This is a genomic window from Candidatus Latescibacter sp. IFSED24 (assembly GCF_058273205.1).
This window is the reverse complement of the sequence record NZ_CM177850.1, coordinates 2,882,139-2,897,733: the sequence shown is the minus strand read 5'-3', so window position 1 is coordinate 2,897,733 and position 15,595 is coordinate 2,882,139. Positions and strand designations below refer to the sequence as shown.

Below are 15,595 nucleotides of genomic sequence, written 5' to 3'. Positions count from 1 at the left end.
TAGTAATCATCGCGACGGGTCCTGTCGCGCACAAGAAGATGGCCCCCGCGCCGCTCATCGCGGGGGCCGGTGCGCCGTGGGACGGCGCGGGCAGCCTGGGGAGGGTGGCTGCCTAGGGGGTCATGGTCAGTCCGAAGTGCTCGCCCAGGATCCAGTGGATGGCCTGCTGCATGGGCTGGTGGTCGAAGCGGTAGGGGTCGAACCCCAGGACCACGTCGCCCTTCTGGCTGGGCTTCTGCTCCGCGAACTTGTGGGTCACGAAGGCGGTGGTCTGGCCGGTGGTCCGGGCCGCGGCCTGGTCCGGATCGAGAGCCAGCACGCCGCAGTACTGGTCGATCTCGCCCGCGGTGTAGTAGTCCTGGGGCCACTGGTCATCGGGGTCGGCGGCCAGGTGCTGCTGCCGGTTCCAGTCGTAGCGGGCGATCATGCGCAGCATGGGCTCGACACAGGCGGCGCCATCGCAGTCCTGCGGTGTGAAGGGGGTGCCGCGGTCGAGGATGTCGGCGTCGTAGAACTCGTCGTTGCCCCAGATGTAGGTGCTGGTGAGATCGTCGGCGTAGGCCGGATCGGTGTCGCGCCAGCCGATGATGGGGTCGGTCCAGATGGTGTCGGCGAAAGCCGCACCGCCCGGCATGTGGTCGGCGGCGAAGTCCGTGTCGAGGGCGAGCCCCTTCAGGCCGGCGCAGACGGCCTTGCGCCGCTGGGAGATGAGCGTGCCGCCGGGGGTGAAGTAGGTGGCGTTCGGCGAGGTGATGTCCAGGGCTGCGAGGCCCAGGTCGCGGTGGGGGTGGAGCCAGGGATAGGCGGGGACCGGACCGTCTCCGAGGTCGATCTGACCGAAGCCGACGCGCAGCTCGACGCCGTCGACGTAATCGTAGCCGTTCTGCGCCCCCTCCTGGCTCGCCAGGACCACGGGCAGCATGTACGGCGATTCGGGCAGCAGCGAATTGGCGGCGCGGTTGCTGCAGAAGAGCAGGTTGCCGACACGTTCCTGATAGGCGCCGAGCCAGTTGTAGCGCAGGAGCACCTGCATGGCGTTCTCCAGCGGGCGCAGCTGGCCGCCGATGGCGGAGTTGTTGCCCGAGGTCCAGCGGCCAGCCCAGACCACGGCCCGGTAGGCCACCAGGTCGCGCACGCCGAGGGGTTGCTCGTGGGTGTCGATGACGTCGCGCCCGGCATCGAAGCCGGCGACCCCGCCCGGGCCGCCCAGGGTGGCGTTCCAGAACGCATCGCGGTACTCGTCGCGGTCGCGAGGGGTGCCCTGGGCGTCGGGCCACTGGTTGCTGTAATGATCTTGGACGTCGTCGACCAGGAGCAGCGGGAATTGATCCTGGAGCGCGGGCACCGGGACGAAGTCGAGGATCAGGCGCATGCGGGTCAGGGCGTCGGTGGCGTCGCGGGCGTCGATGGTCAGCGTGTGGATGCCGCCCTGGTACGGAATCGGTCCGGTGCGGCGGTGCGCCTCGCTCAGGCCGGGCGGCAAGGCCCAGCCGGGATCACTGGGATCGTCGGGGTCGGCCACGTCCCAGCCCCACTGGTAGCTGACAAGGGTGCCGCCGTAGATGTCGACATCGGCCAGCCAGACGAACTCGCCGGGGATCCCGCCGAGAAGATCGAGGACGCGCTGGATGTACGGACCGCTCCCCTGGAAGGTGCCGAGCAGGGGATGGTGCACGGCGAGCATGGGCGCCAGGTTGCTCGAGATCCGGAAGTTGGCCACCTGGTGGCCGTATTCCCGGTCGAGGGAGACGGCGCCGTCGGCGGCCATGACCTGGCAGGCGAAGAGGTAATAGATCGTGTGGCCCTGATCGTCCTGCTGGGGCAGGTCTTCATACGTCACCATGTGCGTGGGCGCGCCGGCGGGCCAGTCCTGCCAGGCGCTCCACTGGGCATCGTCGAACGGCACCAGATAGGCGAGGTTCTGCTCGAAATCGTACCGCGTGTCGGCGCTGTCGCCATTGGGCAGGACCGCCGGCTTGAGCAGGGTCCGGAAGCCGCTGATCGGCTCGCCCAAGGCGTAATCGGCCTGGAACTCGAAAGTCACCGTGGCTTGCAGGGCGGCGGCCTCGAACTGGCCGATCACCGTTTGTGGCGAGACGATGCTGACCGTGGGCAGGACGGGCTCGTCCTGGGCCGCCGCCCCTGCGGGCAGCAGCGAAAGGGCCGCGGCGAAGAAGGTCAGCCGGATCAGGGCAGCGGTCGCTTGGCGGTTCATCATGGCGTCCCTCCTTTCACTTCACCAGGGTCAGGCGGATGGCGGTGCGGGTGCGGCCGGCGACGAGGCGGCAGAGGTAGACGCCGCTGGCCACGCTGCGCCCCCGGTCGTCGCGGCCGAGCCATGAGGTCTGGTGCATCCCGGCGGCTCGGTTCTCGTCGACCAGCGTGGCCACACGGCGTCCGTCGAGCCCGTAGATCGCCAGCACGACCTGGCCGGCCTGGGCGGTCTCGAACCGGATGGTGGTCTCGGGATTGAACGGGTTGGGGAACGCGGGGTGGAGCACGGTGCGCACGGCCGGCGTGTCCGGCGTGGCCACCGGTCCGCAGGCGATGCCGAAGGCGCCCATGATCGCGTCGCAGTAGGGATTCGCGTCGGGGAGCGCCGGGCTGTTGGCGGCGAGGCCGAAGGTCCCGGGCAGGCCGCCGCCGTCGTTGTAGCAGAAGAGAGGGTCGGCCTCGAGGTTGCCCGATGCACCGTCGAGCTGGTCGGCCAGGAAGCCGAGCCAGCCCGGTTGCCAGCGCAGGGTGCAGGTGTTCTGGGCCTGACCCGCGGCGTCGCTCAGGAGGATCTGTTCGGCGGTCCAGCTCGCGTCGCCGGCGTGATTATCCACGGCGATGGTGCTGGAGATGGTGGTGGCGCCCCCGCCGAAGGAGCACCCCTCGGCGCCCAGCGGGGCGCGGTTGCCCACCACGGTGCAGCCGCTGGTGGCCAGGTCGCCGCGGGCTGTGTACCAGGCGCCGCCGGCCGCCCCGGCGCTGTTCTCGTGGAACAGGCAGCCGACCAGCTCGAGCGAGGGCGTGTCCACGGCGTAGACCCCGCCGCCCAGGCTCCGGGCGCTGTTGCTCAGGAAGCGGCAGTCCTCGATGGTGGGCTCGGCCGCGCTCACGTAGAGGCCACCCCCGAGATTCGCCGTGCAGGAGGCCAGGACGACCGCGACGATCTCGGGGGTGCCGCTCTCCAGGAACAGGCCGCCGCCCTGCTCGGCCGCGCCGTGGCGGAGGGTGACGTTCTCGAGGCGGGCGGTGCCGCCACCCATGACGAGGACCCGCCCGGCGCCCTCGGCGTCGATGACCACCGGGTCGTACTCGGCGTCGCCCAGGCCGCGCAGGCTGACGTCGGGAGGCAGGGCGAGGTCGGATTCGGGATAGAGGCCGGGGTCGACCTGGACCTCGTCGCCGGCGGTCGCCGCTGCGAGCGCCGCGCCGATGGTGGCGTGGTCGGCGGGAACGTGGATCACCGCCGCTTGCGCCGCGCCACCGGCCAGGGTGGCCAGCAGGGCGAGCGTCAGGCAGCATCTCGTCGGGGAAGTCATACGATCCCTCCGTTTCGTACGCTTCGGGTCGTCGGCAACACCACTGTATGGAACGCCATTGATAACCGGACGTCAATGGTCATAAAAAGGTGACGGGATCATAAAAAGATGACAGGCGCCCCGGGGAGCGCCTGTCAGCGAGGGTTTCGAAACGGTGTCTAGCCGTCGATCTTCTTGAACACCTTGGCAACGCGCCGCAGCGCCATGTTCAGTTCCTTCTTGGTGATGCAGAGCGGCGGAGCGAAGCGGATCACGTTCTCGTGGGTCTCCTTGCAGAGCAGGCCTTCGGCCATGAGCGCCTCGCAGTAGGGGCGGGCCTTGGTGTTGAGCACCAGGCCGACCCAGAGGCCCTTGCCGCGCACCTGGACGATGCTCTTGGACTTGATCTCGCCCAGCTTCGCCATGAACCAGGGGCCCAGCTTGGCGCTCTGTTCCACCAGCTTCTCGTCCACCAGCACCTTGAGGGCCTCGCGGGCCACGGCCATGCCCAGGGGGTTGCCGCCGAAGGTGGAGCCGTGGTCGCCGGGGTTGAAGACGCCCATGACCTCTTCGGTGGAGAGGAACGCGCTGACCGGGTAGAAGCCGCCGCTGAGCGCCTTGCCCACGATCACGGCGTCGGGGCGGATGCCTTCCCACTCGAAGGCGAACATCTTGCCGGTGCGACCGAGGCCCGACTGGATCTCGTCGCAGATCAAGAGCACGTTGTGGTCGCTGCAGAGCTGGCGGGCCTTCTTCAGGAACCCGGCCTTGGGCAGCACGATGCCCGACTCGCCCTGGATCGGCTCGGTCAGGAAGGCCACGGTGTTCTTGGTGATGGCCGCGGCCAGGGCCTTCTCGTCACCGTAGGGGATCACCTTGAAGCCGGGCGTGAAGGGGCCGAAGCCATCCTTGTACTGGTCGTCGGTGGAGAAGCCCACGATGGTGGTGGTGCGGCCGTGGAAGTTGTCGGCGCAGACGATGATCTCGCCCTTGTCCCTGGCCACGCCCTTGACCTTCTCGCCCCACTTGCGCGCGGCCTTCAGCGCGGTCTCCACCGCCTCGGCGCCCGAGTTCATGGGCAGCACGCGCGGGAAGCCGGTGAGTTCGCAGATCTCCTGGCAGAAGAACGGCAGCTGGTCGTTGCGGAAGGCGCGGCTGGTCAAGGTGCACTTCTTGGCCTGGTTGCGCAGCGCCTTGAGGATGCGGGGGTGGCAGTGGCCCTGGTTGACCGCGCTGTAGGCGGCCAGGAAATCGATGTAGCGCTTGCCCTCCACATCCTCCACCCACACGCCTTCGGCCTTCTTGATGACGATGTCGAGCGGATGGTAGTTGTGCGCGCCGTAGCGCTCTTCGAGCTCGATGTACTTCGCGGTCTTCATGGACCCACCTCCTCCGCGTCTGCGGCGGCCAGCGCGTGGCCTGGTTCGTGTTCCGGGGCGACCATCGCGGCCGCAATGCCGGAGCAAAGATAGAGATCCGCCTGCACAAAGCCAACCCGGATTGCCCCCCTGAATCAGTTCGATGTGAAATCCGCGGGCGCCGTCGATTTTTTTGCTTGACAAAATAAAGTACTTTGTATTATAAAGTAGAGGTCGTCCGGCGGGCGGGCACCACACGGATGTGGAACCCGAGCCAATGAAGGCAGCCTGCCTGGAGGATCGACGAGCCGGGTCTGACGGAGCGAGGACCCCCGACAGGGGCCGAACAGGAGGTTCGGACGGCGATCGGGGGGGTGTGCCGAACCGGTCCTGGGTGCTGGCCACCCCCCTCAGTCGATCCGGCGCCGCAAGGAGGCGGCGCCACGTCACGGATCTGCATTCCCCGTGAACGCAGCCAAGCCCGGCAAGGAGGCCAGGGGGCGTGGCACGCATCTCGTCGTCCGCATCCGGGCCCGGCGCCGCGGCCCCGCTGCCCACGCTCATCCACGGGCGTGCGCGCCTGCTCGTCCTGTCGTGTCTGATGTCGCGGCCGGGCGGCTACGCCTTCACCGAACTCCGCGACATGCTGCAGCTGACCGACGGCACGCTCTCGGTGCACCTGGGGAAGCTGGAGGCCGGGCGGCTGGTGGAGATCCGCAAGGAGTTCGTGGGCAAGAAGCCGCGGACGCTGGTGCGCATGACCGCCAGCGGTCGGCAGCGTTTCCGCGAGTACGTGGCCGACCTGCGGCGAATCGTGCCGGGGCTGGAACCGGCGGAGTAGGGGTGCGTGCCCCGATGAGGACAGAGGCCCGCCGGGTGGCGGGCCTCCTTGATTCCGGTGGGCCGGAAGGTCAGGCCGGCACGTCCTGGGTGGGGCTGGGGGACTTGGTGGATTCCTCCCCGAACCAGCTGATCAACCCGGTCTCGAAGCGGTTCAGGGGGAAGTCGGGATTCCGGGGCGTGGCGCGCACCGTGAAGCCGCGCTGGCCCGAACGGCGGCAGGGGATCTCGCCCGTGAACGTGACCTGCCCCGAGGTCGTGCCGTCGACCGGGGCCATGGTCTCGGTCTCGCCACGCACGATGCGACCCTGGACGTCGAGCAGGCCGTGGTAGATCTCCACGTGCACGTCCTCGATGGTCAACTCGCCCAGATCGAGGACGGCCTGGACCGGAAAGCGCGAACCCATGGGCTGGGCCTCGTGGTCCTCGGCGGAGATGTCGAGGATCTGCAGCGAATCCCACTTCTGCGCGACCTTGCTGCGCCAGTCCGCCAGGTCCCGGGCCGCGGCGGCTCCGTCGGCTGCGAGCCGGCCGGACTGCTCGAGGCACGGCACGTAGAAACGCTGCGTGTACTCCTCGACCATCCGGTTGGTATTGAACTCGGCGTTCACCGTGCGCATGGAGTTCTTCATCACCCGGATCCACTCGCGGGGGATACCGTCGCTGGTGCGCTCGTAGTAGGTACGCGCGATCTCGTTCTCGAGCAGCTCGTACAGCGCCGTGCTTTCCACCTGGTCCTGGTACTCGGGATCCTCGTAATCCTCGCCGGCGCCGATGGCCCAGCCGTTCTCCTTGTCGTAGCCCTCGCACCACCAGCCGTCGAGGACCGAGAAGTTGATGCCGCCGTTGACGGGCACCTTCATGCCGCTGGTGCCCGAGGCTTCCAGCGGGCGGCGGGGGTTGTTCAGCCAGACGTCCACGCCCTGCACCATGTAGCGGGCCACCTCGATGTTGTAGTCCTCGAGGAAGACGATCCGCTTGCGGAAGCGTTCCTCCTGGGCCAGGTGGACGATCTGCCGGATCAGCTCCTTGCCGCCGTGGTCGCGGGGGTGGGCCTTGCCGGCGAAGATGATCTGCACCGGGCGCTCGGGGTTGTTGAGGATGCGGTCGAGGCGTTCGACGTCGCTGAGGATCAGGTTGGCGCGCTTGTAGGTGGCGAAGCGACGGGCGAACCCGATGGTCAGCGCCTCGGGGTCGAGCACCTCGCGGGCGGCCTTGATCGAGGCCCGGCTGGCTCCGCGCGATTCGAGCTGCAGGCGCAGGCGGCCGCGCACGAACCCGACCAGGCGCTCGCGCATGCGCTCGTGGGCGCGCCAGAGCTCGGCGTCGGGGATGCGGTTGACGCGTTCCCAGACCATGTGGTTGGTGGGCTTGTCGTACCAGCGCGGCCCGAGATAGCGGTCGTAGAGCCGAGCGATCTCCATGTTGAGCCAGGTGCGCGTGTGGATGCCGTTGGTGATGTGGCTGATGGGCAGCTCGTCCACGGGGACCCCGGGCCATACCCGCTGCCACATCTGGCGCGAGACGTGGCCGTGCAGCTCGCTGACGCCGTTGGCGAACTGCGCGAGGCGCAGCGCCAGCACGGTCATGCAGAAGGTCTCGTTGCGGTCGGTCGGATCCTGGCGGCCGAGGCTCAGCAGGTTCTCGATGCCGAGGCCGATGTGGTCGGCGATGGGTTTGAGATAGGTCCGCACCAGCTGCGGATCGAAGTGGTCGTTGCCCGCCGGAACGGGGGTGTGGGTCGTGAACACGCTGGTCGACCGCACCAGCTCGAAGGCCACGTCGTACGGCATCTTCTCCTCGAGCATGAGCGCGCGGATGCGCTCGAGGCAGAGGAAGGCGGAGTGGCCCTCGTTGAGGTGGAAGACGTCGGGCCGGATGCCCATGGTGTGCAGGGCCTTCACGCCACCGATGCCCAGCAGGATCTCCTGGCGGATCCGCATGTCGATGTCGCCGCCGTAGAGCTTGCCGGTCAGCTCCCGGTCCTCGGGGCGATTCACCGGCAGGTTGGTGTCCAGGAGGAAGAGCGGGTTGCGGCCCACCTGCACGCGCCAGATCCGCGCCACCACCTTGCGGCCGGGAAAGACGACCTCGATGGTGACCGGCTTGCCGTCCTGGGTGAGCTCCTGGGTCATGGCCATGTTGTAGAAGTCGTTGACCGGGTAGTCTTCCTGCTGCCAGCCGTCGTGGTTGAGATACTGGCGGAAGTAGCCGTGCTGGTAGGCCAGGCCCACGCCCACCAGCGGCACGCCGAGGTCGGTGGCCGACTTGAGGTGGTCGCCGGCGAGGATGCCCAGGCCGCCGGAGTAAAGCGGCAGGCACTCGTGCAGACCGAACTCGAAGGAGAAGTAGGCCACGGTCCGGCCCGGCAGGTGCTCGTGCTCGCTGTCGAACCAGGAGGTCTGCTTGAGGTAGCGCTGCAGGTCGTCGTAGACCGCCTCGAGGTGGGCGAGGAACGCCTGGTCGCGCGTCAGGTCGCTGAGACGGTCGGCGGAGAGGCTGCCGAGCACGGCGATGGGGTTGTGATGGTGTTCTTCCCAGAGATCCGGGTCGACGCGCCGCAGCAGGTTGATGGCCTCGGGGTTCCAGACCCACCAGAGGTTGCGGGCGATCTCCAGCAAGGGCTGCAGCTTGGGCGGCAGGCTGGGCGTGACGACGAACTTGCGGATCTTCTGCATGATCGGCTCCTGCAAGGGTGAGGTCGACTCGCGACCGTACTGCGGGCAACGCCTAGCAAGCGGTAGGCCAGCGCGTGCCCGTCCAATGTACCTCCGCGACGGACCGCGGCAAGCAGTCCGTCCAATCTCAGAATAGCCGGGGTGGCCGCACCCTCGTGCCTGCGGCCAGGGTGTGCCCTTCCAGGCGCAAGAGGCGCGCTTTCAGCTCGGTGCCGCCGGCAAAACCGACCAGGCTCCCGTCGGTTCCGAGCAGCCGGTGGCAAGGAATGAGGATGGGCAGCGGGTTCTGGGCTGCGGCCTGGCCAACGGCCCGGGCCGCTCTGGGCTCGCCGAGTTCCCTGGCCAGGCTGCTGTAGGAGCGCAGCTGGCCGTGGGGAATCCGGCGGAGGAGTTGCCATACCTGCAGCTGGAACGGGGTGCCCTGGGGCGACAGGGCGATGTCGAACTCCTGGCGCAGGCCGGCGAAATACTCGCCGAGCTGCTGCGCCAGGGGCTTGAAACCGGCGCGGTCCTCGCGCAGGATCAGGTCGTCCTTGTGCGCAGCGGGAACGGTGGCCTCGACCAGGCGTGCGAGCTGGGTGGGCCAGGAATCGGATTCCGAGAGGATCAGCAGATGGCGCAGACCGTCAGCCACGGCCACGACCAGGAGTGGGCCGGCAAGGGTCGGCAGCAGGGCGTGGCGCATGTCCATGGCAGGCTCCTCGTCGTGGGCGACGACGTGGCGCATGCTAGCAGACCCGACCCTGGTCGCCAAGAGGTGACCTCGTGACCGGCAGTGGCCTTCCCCTCGACCCGGCCAGCCTGCGGGAGCACCCGGCGTTCGCGGCGGGCAACCTCCTGGACATCCGGGCGGCGGATGCTTTCCTGGCCGGCCACCTGCCGGGGGCGTCGTCGCTGCCCCTGGAACCGGCGCTCGCCGCGGTGCCCTCACCGCAGCGTGAGAGCTGGCTGGCCGAGAATCTGCCCTCGATCTTCCTGCCGCCGCGCCACGAGCCTCTGATCGTGCTCGCCTCCAGGGCCGACCTCGCGGCGGCCGTGGCCGGGCATCTGACGCGACGTGGTCGGGCGGAGGTCCAGGGACTGGGGCTCGCGGCGATGCCCGCCGCCGACTGGCCCGCGGATCTGCGCCGCCGCGGTCCGGACCGGCGGACGCTCTGGCAGCCGCCGCCGTTCCTGGTGCGCTGGGCGCACCTGCTGCCTCCGCCGGTGTGCGGTCCCGTGCTGGACCTGGCCTGCGGTAGCGGCCGGGCGGCGGTCTGGCTGGCCGAGCGTCACTGGCGGGTCACGGGGATCGACCACCAGCCCGAGGCGCTGGACCTGGCCCGCCGGCTGGCCGCCAGCCGGGGAGTGACGCTGGACCTCGTGGAGGCCGACCTGCGCCGGCCGTCGAGTCTGCCCGCCGGCCCCTGGTCGGTGGTCCTGCTCCACCGCTACCTCGACCGGCCGCTCATGCGACGCCTGCCGACCGTGCTGGCCGATGGTGCCGTGGTCGTGCTGCGGACATTCCGTGACGCTCCGGGCTACGTGGGCAATCCCCAGCCCCGTCACCGCCTGCGACGCCACGAAGCCGCCGGTCTCTTGCCGGCGGCCTCGACGGAGGTCCTGGTCCACGAGGAAGGCTTCGACTCCGATGGGCGCCCCGCCGCCGGTGTCGTCCTGCGCTGGACGACACCGGCCGGTGAGGGTGGGGTCGAGGAAGAGGGGCGGGCTACTTGACGAGCAGCAGCTTCTCGGTGATGTGGATGTCGCCGCCGATGATGCGCAGCAGGTAGGTGCCCGTGGATTGCACCCGACCGCTCTCGTCGCGGCTGTCCCAGCTCAGGTCGTGCTCGCCCTGTTGCAGGGTGCCGTTGACCAGCGTGCGGATCCGGCGCCCCTGGACATCGTAGATCTCGGCCCGCACCGGAAGCGCGCGGGTGAGCGAGAGCTGGATGTTGACCCGGGGGTTGAAGGGGTTGGGGAACACCGAGCTGATGAGGAGATCGGGACTTGGGATGTCGGTGACCATCTCGAGGAGCTTCTCGCCCAGCACGAACCAGTCGCCGCCGCCGATGCTCGTCTCGAGCATGTACTCGATGGAACCGATGTCGCGCGGGGGCTTGTCCACCGCCCGGTAGCTCGAGTCGGCGCCGTCCGGCACGTAGGGGACGGTCCAGGCGGGGAAGTCGGGATCGCTGTGCGAGCGCCCGGTGAGCCGGAACTCGTAGCCCTCGCCGTCGCTGACGGTCCAGGTCAGGATGACCGAGGCGAACTCGACGCTGGCGTCGAATTCCTGCAGGACGATGCCGACCTCGTTGCAGCCCGCCGGCAGCGCGCCGACCAGGCCGCGTCCGCTGTTCTCCTCGGCGCAGGGGGACTCGTCCTGGAGGTGGAGGTTCCTGACATCGCAGTAGAGCGGGTCCAGGCTGAAATTCTGGTTCAGGTCGAGCAGATCGGCCAGCGGGCCGGTCCAGTCGCCGCCGGAGTTGCCGTAGATGTCGCACGCGTTGATCACCAGGCCCGTCTCGTCGCTGGTGAGCGACGTGCCCTGGTTGAAGCTGACGATGGTATGGTTCAGGTTGAGGTTCCCGTTGCGCGTCATGAACGCGGCACCCGACTCCCAGGCGGCGTTGCCGTCGAGCGTGCAGTTGGCGAAGGTGGACTGGGCGCCGGTCAGGCGCACCGCGCCGCCGCGCCGCGCCGCGTTGCCCGTCAACACGCAGTTCATGAACAGCACGTTGGCGGCGTAGTCGGCGAAGAAGGCCCCGCCCAGCTCGTAGGGCAGCACGGCGGTGTTGCCGGTGAAGGTCGAGTGCATGAAGTGGCAGGCCGAGTTGGCCCGCGAGGCCACCGCGCCGCCCCAGGCCGCCGAGTTGCCGCGGAAAGTGCTCTCCTCCACGCCGGCGCTGGAGTCGTAGCTGAAGTCGAGCCCGCCGCCCCCGCCCATGGCCCGGTTGTCGGTGAAGGTGCAATCGGTGATCGTGAGCTGGCTGTAGCACGCGCGGACGGCGCCACCCGATCCCTCGGCACGGTTGGCTTCGAACACCACGCTCTGCAGCGCGACACCGCTGTCCATGGCCAGCAGGGCCCCGCCGTTGCCGCCATAGGCCTCGGCCTCGGTGGCGAAGCCGCCGGTCAGGGTCAGCCCGCGCAGTTCCACGTCGCTGGCGTTCTCCACCAGGAAGATCCGGCCGAGCCCCTGGCCGTCGATGACCACGTCCCTGGGTGCGTCCAGGTTCCCTTCCAGGATGACCCCCGGGGGAATGTCGAGATCGTGCGCCACGTAGTTGCCAGGTCTCAAGAGGATACGATCGCCGCGTTCGGCCGTCTTCAGCGCGGTCCGCAGCGAGCTGACCTCGTCGGGGATGACGATGTCACGGGCGGCGGCGAGCGGGGTGATTGCGAAGACCAGCAGGGCGGCGATGAGAATGTTCCGGCTTTTCAAAGTCATTGACCTCCATGTCCATCCCCTGGTGTGCCGGTTAGCAGGATGGATACCAGGTCGAGCATGGGAACGCGTCCTTCGTCCCTGGCCCCCCGAGGTGGTGCTTATCCTCGTTGATTCGTGGTGGCGGGTGGCCGTGTGTCGGACTAATGTTATGGCATCCACAGGCAGGTCCAAGACAAGAATTTTACCGCCTCCCCCACGGCGAGAGATAAGTCCATGCTGTATAGAACGTTGACCGGAATTGTCTTTTTCTCGCTGCTGTTTTTTGGCTCCATTTCGGCGGAAACCCAGGATCCCGAGCCCATGGAGATCTGGTGCCGATGGACGGCGCCCACAGAGGGGACTACGGCAGTCCTGTATCATCTTCAGGTCCAGCAAGTGCGCCAAACCGAAGGTGAGGACCCGCTCTACGACCAGACCTTCATCGTCCCGGCGCAGGCCGGCTCCGATCAGGAGTATCTCTGGACCGACGGCAGCTGGATGCTCGAGTACCATGCACGCGTCCGGGGCATCGACAGCGACGGCAACATCGGGCCCTGGTCAGAGTGGTCGGATATTTACTGGTTCGAGATCCCCTTTTCTGGCCCTTGACGCCGAGGCCGTACCGGCACGAGCTTAGCCGCAGTCGTGGACCCGCAGTGGGCGGCGTCCCAGGGACCGCGGAAGGAGACCCATCGTGCAGGTCGGGATCATCGGGCTCAAGTTCACGGGCAAGACCACCCTCTACAACGTCATCACCGGCGCCCGGCTGCCCGTGGGTCAGGGCGGAGTCGATCCGCACCGGGCCATGGGGACGGTGCCCGACCCGCGCCTGGATGTCCTGTCGCGGATGTATCAGCCCAAGCGCACCGTGCCCGCCCAGATCGAGTGGGTGGACGTGCCCGGCTTCAATCCGGGGTCCGGGCCCGACGGTGACCGCGAAGCCACCCGGTTCCTCGAGCACGCGCGGCGTGTGGACGCCCTGGCCCAGGTGGTGCGCTGCTTCGACGGCGGCTACGGCACCCCCGATCCCGCGGGCGAGCTGGCCACCGTCTCGCTCGAGCTGATCCTGGCCGACCTGGAGATCGTCGAGAAGCGTCTCGAGAAGCTGCTCAAGGAACAGCGCCTCAAGGGCAAGACCGAACACCCGCTGGAGCCCGCGCTCTTCACCCGCTTCAAGGCGCACCTCGAGGCCGAGCGACCCCTCCGCGAACTGGAGCTCAACGGCGACGAGCAGAAGACCGTGTCGGGTTACGCGCTGCTCACGCTCAAGCCGCTCATCGTGGTGCTGAACCATGCCGAGGGCGAGGCGCCGGACGCCGCGGTCCTGTCCGAGGCCGAGCGGGTGGGCGCCGAGGTGGTGGCGCTGTGCGCGGCGGTGGAGGCAGAGCTGGTGGAGCTGGAACCCGAGGAGGCCCAGGAGTTCCTGGCCGACCTGGGGGTGAGCGAGCCGGCCGCCCACCGCATGATCCGCGCGTCCTATGCCGCGCTGAACCAGCACAGCTTCTTCACCGTCGGCCCCGACGAGTGCCGCGCCTGGACGGTGCGGCGCGGCGCCCTGGCGCCCGCTGCCGCCGGGGTGATCCACTCGGATCTCGAGCGCGGCTTCATCCGCGCCGAGGTCTGCGCCTACGACGATCTGGTGGCCGCCGGCAGCCATGCCGCCGCCAAGGCCGCCGCCAAGGTCCGGCTGGAGGGCAAGAGCTACGTGGTGCGGGACGGCGACGTCATCGAGATCCGGTTCAACGTGTGATGCCCAGCCTTCCCGGACACCGCGCCACGTTGCTCGCCGCCCTGGTGGTGGCGGGGCTGGCGGGGGTGTTCTGGGTGGTGTTCGCGGTCCAGTCGGCCGACAGCGCTCTCGCCCGGGTGCCCCTGCTCGACGAAGCCTGGTACCTGAACGAGGCGGCGCGGCTGCGCGCCGAGGGCCTGCCGGGCAGCCAACCCTACGTCATGTCGCCCGGCTATCCGCTCCTGGTGGCGGCGGCCGGGGGCACCGCGCCCACGGCGGAAGGCCTCCTGACCACCGCGCCCTGGCTGCTGGTGGCGATCCAGGCGGTGAGCTGGCTGGCCTGCGCCCTGCTGGCCGGCGGCGTGGTGCGCCAGATGGGACTCGCCGCCGGGCACTCCCCGCGCCGGGTCCTGGTCGCGGCTTTGCTCTCCACCCTGTTGATGCTGCTCTACCGCCCGGCGGCCATCTACGCCCGCACCATCCTGCTCGAGGTTCCCCTGACCCTGCTGGTGACCGCCTCCCTGGCCGTGCTCGTCTGGCGTGAGGACCCGGGCTGGCCCAGGCTTGCGGTGGCCGGGCTGCTCCTGGGACTGGCCGCATTGCTGCGGGCCCACGTCCTGGCCCTGCTGGTCGTGCTGGTCTGGGGCGCCTGGACACCGGGGTCGGGCCCGCGTCCGCGCCGCCGCCTGGCCGTGCTCGTCATGCTGGTCGTGGCACTCCTGCCGGTCGGCCTGGCCGCCGTGCACAACAGCCGCCTGGCCGGCAGGCCCACGGGGCCCAGCCTCAACGGCGGCGTCAACCTCTACCTCGGTCTGATGCCCGCGGGGCAGGGACTGTTCACCACGGTGGCGGGTTTCGACCTGGAGGCCGATCCCTCGGGCCAGGTCTTCCTCGAACGTCGGCTGGGTCGGGCGCTGAGCGGACCCGCCGAGGCGGATCGCATCTGGCTGGACGAGGCCCGGCGCCTGATCGAGTCGTCACCGGGGCGCAGCCTGGGACTCTGGTTGCGCAAGATCTGGCTGCACCTGCAAGGTTGGGAGGTCTCGCAAGTCACGCCGCTGGAGGCCTGGCCTCTGGCCGCGCCTGTCCTGCGGCTGCTCGTGGTGCCCTGGTGGCTGCTGGTGGTGCTGGGCGGCACGGGCCTGGCCGTGGTGATCCTGGGAAAGCCAGCCTCGACCGGGCCCGGTCCGGAGCGCCGGGTCCGGATGTGGGCCGGCGCGCTCGTGATCCTGGTGCTGGTGCAGAGCCTGTTCTTCGTGGTCAGCCGTTATCGGCTGGTGCTATGGCCCATGCTCGCGATCCTCGCCGGCGCCGGCATGCTCGGCCTGCCGGATCTGCGGCCACGGACCTGGCAGCGCCGCTGGCTGCCGCTCGTGCTGGTGGCGGGTGGCCTGGCCCTGGCCACGGTCCCCTGGGGATTGGGCGAGACGCGCCGGCTGTGGTCGGGTCTGGAGGCCTACAACCTGGCGAATCGCGAGCTGGTCCTGGCGCGGATCGACAACGATCCGGAGCGTCGCCAGCGGGTGGACATGCTGCTGGCGAGGACCTGCGCGGTGGCGGCCGACCGGAACGAGCCCTGGCGGCTGCGTGCCCTCAACCTGGCCCAGGCCGGCCGGACGGACGAGGCGCTGGGGGTGTTGACCGAGGGGACGCTGCTGGTCGCCGATCCGGCGCCCCTGGAATGGTTCCGGATCGGCCTGCTGCGCGAGGCGGGCCGACTCGACGAGGCCGAGGCCATGGCTCGGGCCTACTTGCAGGACCATCCCGACGATCCCGACATGCTGCACGATTTGGCCGTGCTCCAGGGCCAGCGGGGACGCTGGCGGCAGGCCGCCGTCACGGCCGAGAGGCTGAAGACCGTGGCCCCTGCCGACCACCGCGGCTGGCTCGACCTGGGCGTGGCCCTGGCCCGGCTCGGCCGGCCGGAGGCGGCTGCCGCGACGTTCCGGGAAGGCCTCGAGCAGGTTCCCGAAGGGCCGGCCAGGGACCTGCTCACGGCGAATCTTGCCCGCCTCGGCGCGTCTGGCGAGCATCCATAGCGGTGCGGGCGTTTTTCTCGCGAAGGATTCCGG

11 protein-coding genes are annotated in these 15,595 nt (G+C 69.2%); 5 read left to right on the top strand and 6 right to left on the bottom strand.

Features of this window, described 5'->3' with window-relative positions; all coding sequences use genetic code 11:
• Positions 1 to 112: 112 nt before the first annotated feature.
• The 3 genes from IFSED24_RS11760 to rocD all read right to left on the bottom strand — a co-directional run bounded on the left by IFSED24_RS11760 (position 113) and on the right by rocD (position 4,888).
• A complete protein-coding gene (locus IFSED24_RS11760) occupies positions 113 to 2,218 on the bottom strand; it encodes a hypothetical protein (RefSeq protein WP_491331657.1) in 2,106 nt (701 codons plus the stop codon).
• A gap of 13 nt (positions 2,219 to 2,231) precedes the next feature.
• The gene (locus tag IFSED24_RS11755) at positions 2,232 to 3,530 is read right to left on the bottom strand and encodes a right-handed parallel beta-helix repeat-containing protein (RefSeq protein WP_491331656.1); all 1,299 of its coding nucleotides are present in this window, start codon (positions 3,528 to 3,530) and stop codon (positions 2,232 to 2,234) included.
• 158 nt (positions 3,531 to 3,688) lie between these two features.
• Complete coding sequence (gene rocD, locus IFSED24_RS11750) at positions 3,689 to 4,888, bottom strand: ornithine--oxo-acid transaminase (RefSeq protein WP_491331655.1); 1,200 nt, start codon at positions 4,886 to 4,888, stop codon at positions 3,689 to 3,691.
• Positions 4,889 to 5,369: 481 nt separating this feature from the next.
• Here rocD and IFSED24_RS11745 point away from each other — a divergent pair, with 481 nt between their 5' ends.
• Entirely contained in the window at positions 5,370 to 5,708 is a 339-nt protein-coding gene (locus tag IFSED24_RS11745; protein WP_491331654.1) for a winged helix-turn-helix domain-containing protein, read from the top strand.
• 70 nt (positions 5,709 to 5,778) lie between these two features.
• Here IFSED24_RS11745 and glgP read toward each other — a convergent pair whose 3' ends face one another.
• Both glgP and IFSED24_RS11735 read right to left on the bottom strand, forming a co-directional pair.
• Positions 5,779 to 8,385, bottom strand: a complete 2,607-nt coding sequence (gene glgP / locus IFSED24_RS11740) for an alpha-glucan family phosphorylase (RefSeq protein ID WP_491331653.1) — start codon at positions 8,383 to 8,385, stop codon at positions 5,779 to 5,781.
• Between the two features lie 127 nt (positions 8,386 to 8,512).
• Entirely contained in the window at positions 8,513 to 9,112 is a 600-nt protein-coding gene (locus IFSED24_RS11735) for a methylated-DNA--[protein]-cysteine S-methyltransferase (RefSeq protein ID WP_491331652.1), read from the bottom strand.
• Between the two features lie 38 nt (positions 9,113 to 9,150).
• On the opposite strand from IFSED24_RS11735, the gene IFSED24_RS11730 reads away from it, so the two are divergent.
• Positions 9,151 to 10,101, top strand: a complete 951-nt coding sequence (locus IFSED24_RS11730; protein ID WP_491331651.1) for a methyltransferase domain-containing protein — start codon at positions 9,151 to 9,153, stop codon at positions 10,099 to 10,101.
• On the opposite strand, the gene IFSED24_RS11725 is transcribed toward IFSED24_RS11730, so the two are convergent.
• The gene (locus IFSED24_RS11725; protein ID WP_491331650.1) at positions 10,094 to 11,809 is read right to left on the bottom strand and encodes a right-handed parallel beta-helix repeat-containing protein; all 1,716 of its coding nucleotides are present in this window, start codon (positions 11,807 to 11,809) and stop codon (positions 10,094 to 10,096) included. The genes IFSED24_RS11730 and IFSED24_RS11725 overlap by 8 nt on opposite strands.
• Positions 11,810 to 12,028: 219 nt before the next feature.
• Here IFSED24_RS11725 and IFSED24_RS11720 point away from each other — a divergent pair, with 219 nt between their 5' ends.
• The 3 genes from IFSED24_RS11720 to IFSED24_RS11710 all read left to right on the top strand — a co-directional run bounded on the left by IFSED24_RS11720 (position 12,029) and on the right by IFSED24_RS11710 (position 15,562).
• On the top strand, positions 12,029 to 12,403 hold the full coding sequence (locus IFSED24_RS11720; protein ID WP_491331649.1) for a hypothetical protein: 375 nt from the start codon (positions 12,029 to 12,031) through the stop codon (positions 12,401 to 12,403).
• An 85-nt stretch (positions 12,404 to 12,488) separates the two neighbouring features.
• Positions 12,489 to 13,544 (top strand): redox-regulated ATPase YchF, encoded by a 1,056-nt coding sequence (gene ychF / locus IFSED24_RS11715; RefSeq protein WP_491331648.1) that lies wholly within the window; start codon positions 12,489 to 12,491, stop codon positions 13,542 to 13,544.
• Positions 13,544 to 15,562: a tetratricopeptide repeat protein gene (locus IFSED24_RS11710; protein WP_491331647.1), complete on the top strand. Its 2,019-nt coding sequence runs from the start codon at positions 13,544 to 13,546 to the stop codon at positions 15,560 to 15,562. The genes ychF and IFSED24_RS11710 overlap by 1 nt, the downstream gene beginning before the upstream one ends.
• Positions 15,563 to 15,595 lie beyond the last annotated feature (33 nt).

What these genes read in the sequence shown, in the direction of transcription:
- rocD (WP_491331655.1), bottom strand. Translation starts at nt 4,888, where the DNA reads ATGAAGACCGCGAAGTACATCGAGCTCGAAGAGCGCTACGGCGCGCAC.
- IFSED24_RS11735 (WP_491331652.1), bottom strand. Translation starts at nt 9,112, where the DNA reads ATGCGCCACGTCGTCGCCCACGACGAGGAGCCTGCCATGGACATGCGC.
- IFSED24_RS11710 (WP_491331647.1), top strand. Translation starts at nt 13,544, where the DNA reads ATGCCCAGCCTTCCCGGACACCGCGCCACGTTGCTCGCCGCCCTGGTG.
- IFSED24_RS11755 (WP_491331656.1), bottom strand. Translation starts at nt 3,530, where the DNA reads ATGACTTCCCCGACGAGATGCTGCCTGACGCTCGCCCTGCTGGCCACC.
- IFSED24_RS11760 (WP_491331657.1), bottom strand. Translation starts at nt 2,218, where the DNA reads ATGATGAACCGCCAAGCGACCGCTGCCCTGATCCGGCTGACCTTCTTC.
- IFSED24_RS11720 (WP_491331649.1), top strand. Translation starts at nt 12,029, where the DNA reads ATGCTGTATAGAACGTTGACCGGAATTGTCTTTTTCTCGCTGCTGTTT.
- glgP (WP_491331653.1), bottom strand. Translation starts at nt 8,385, where the DNA reads ATGCAGAAGATCCGCAAGTTCGTCGTCACGCCCAGCCTGCCGCCCAAG.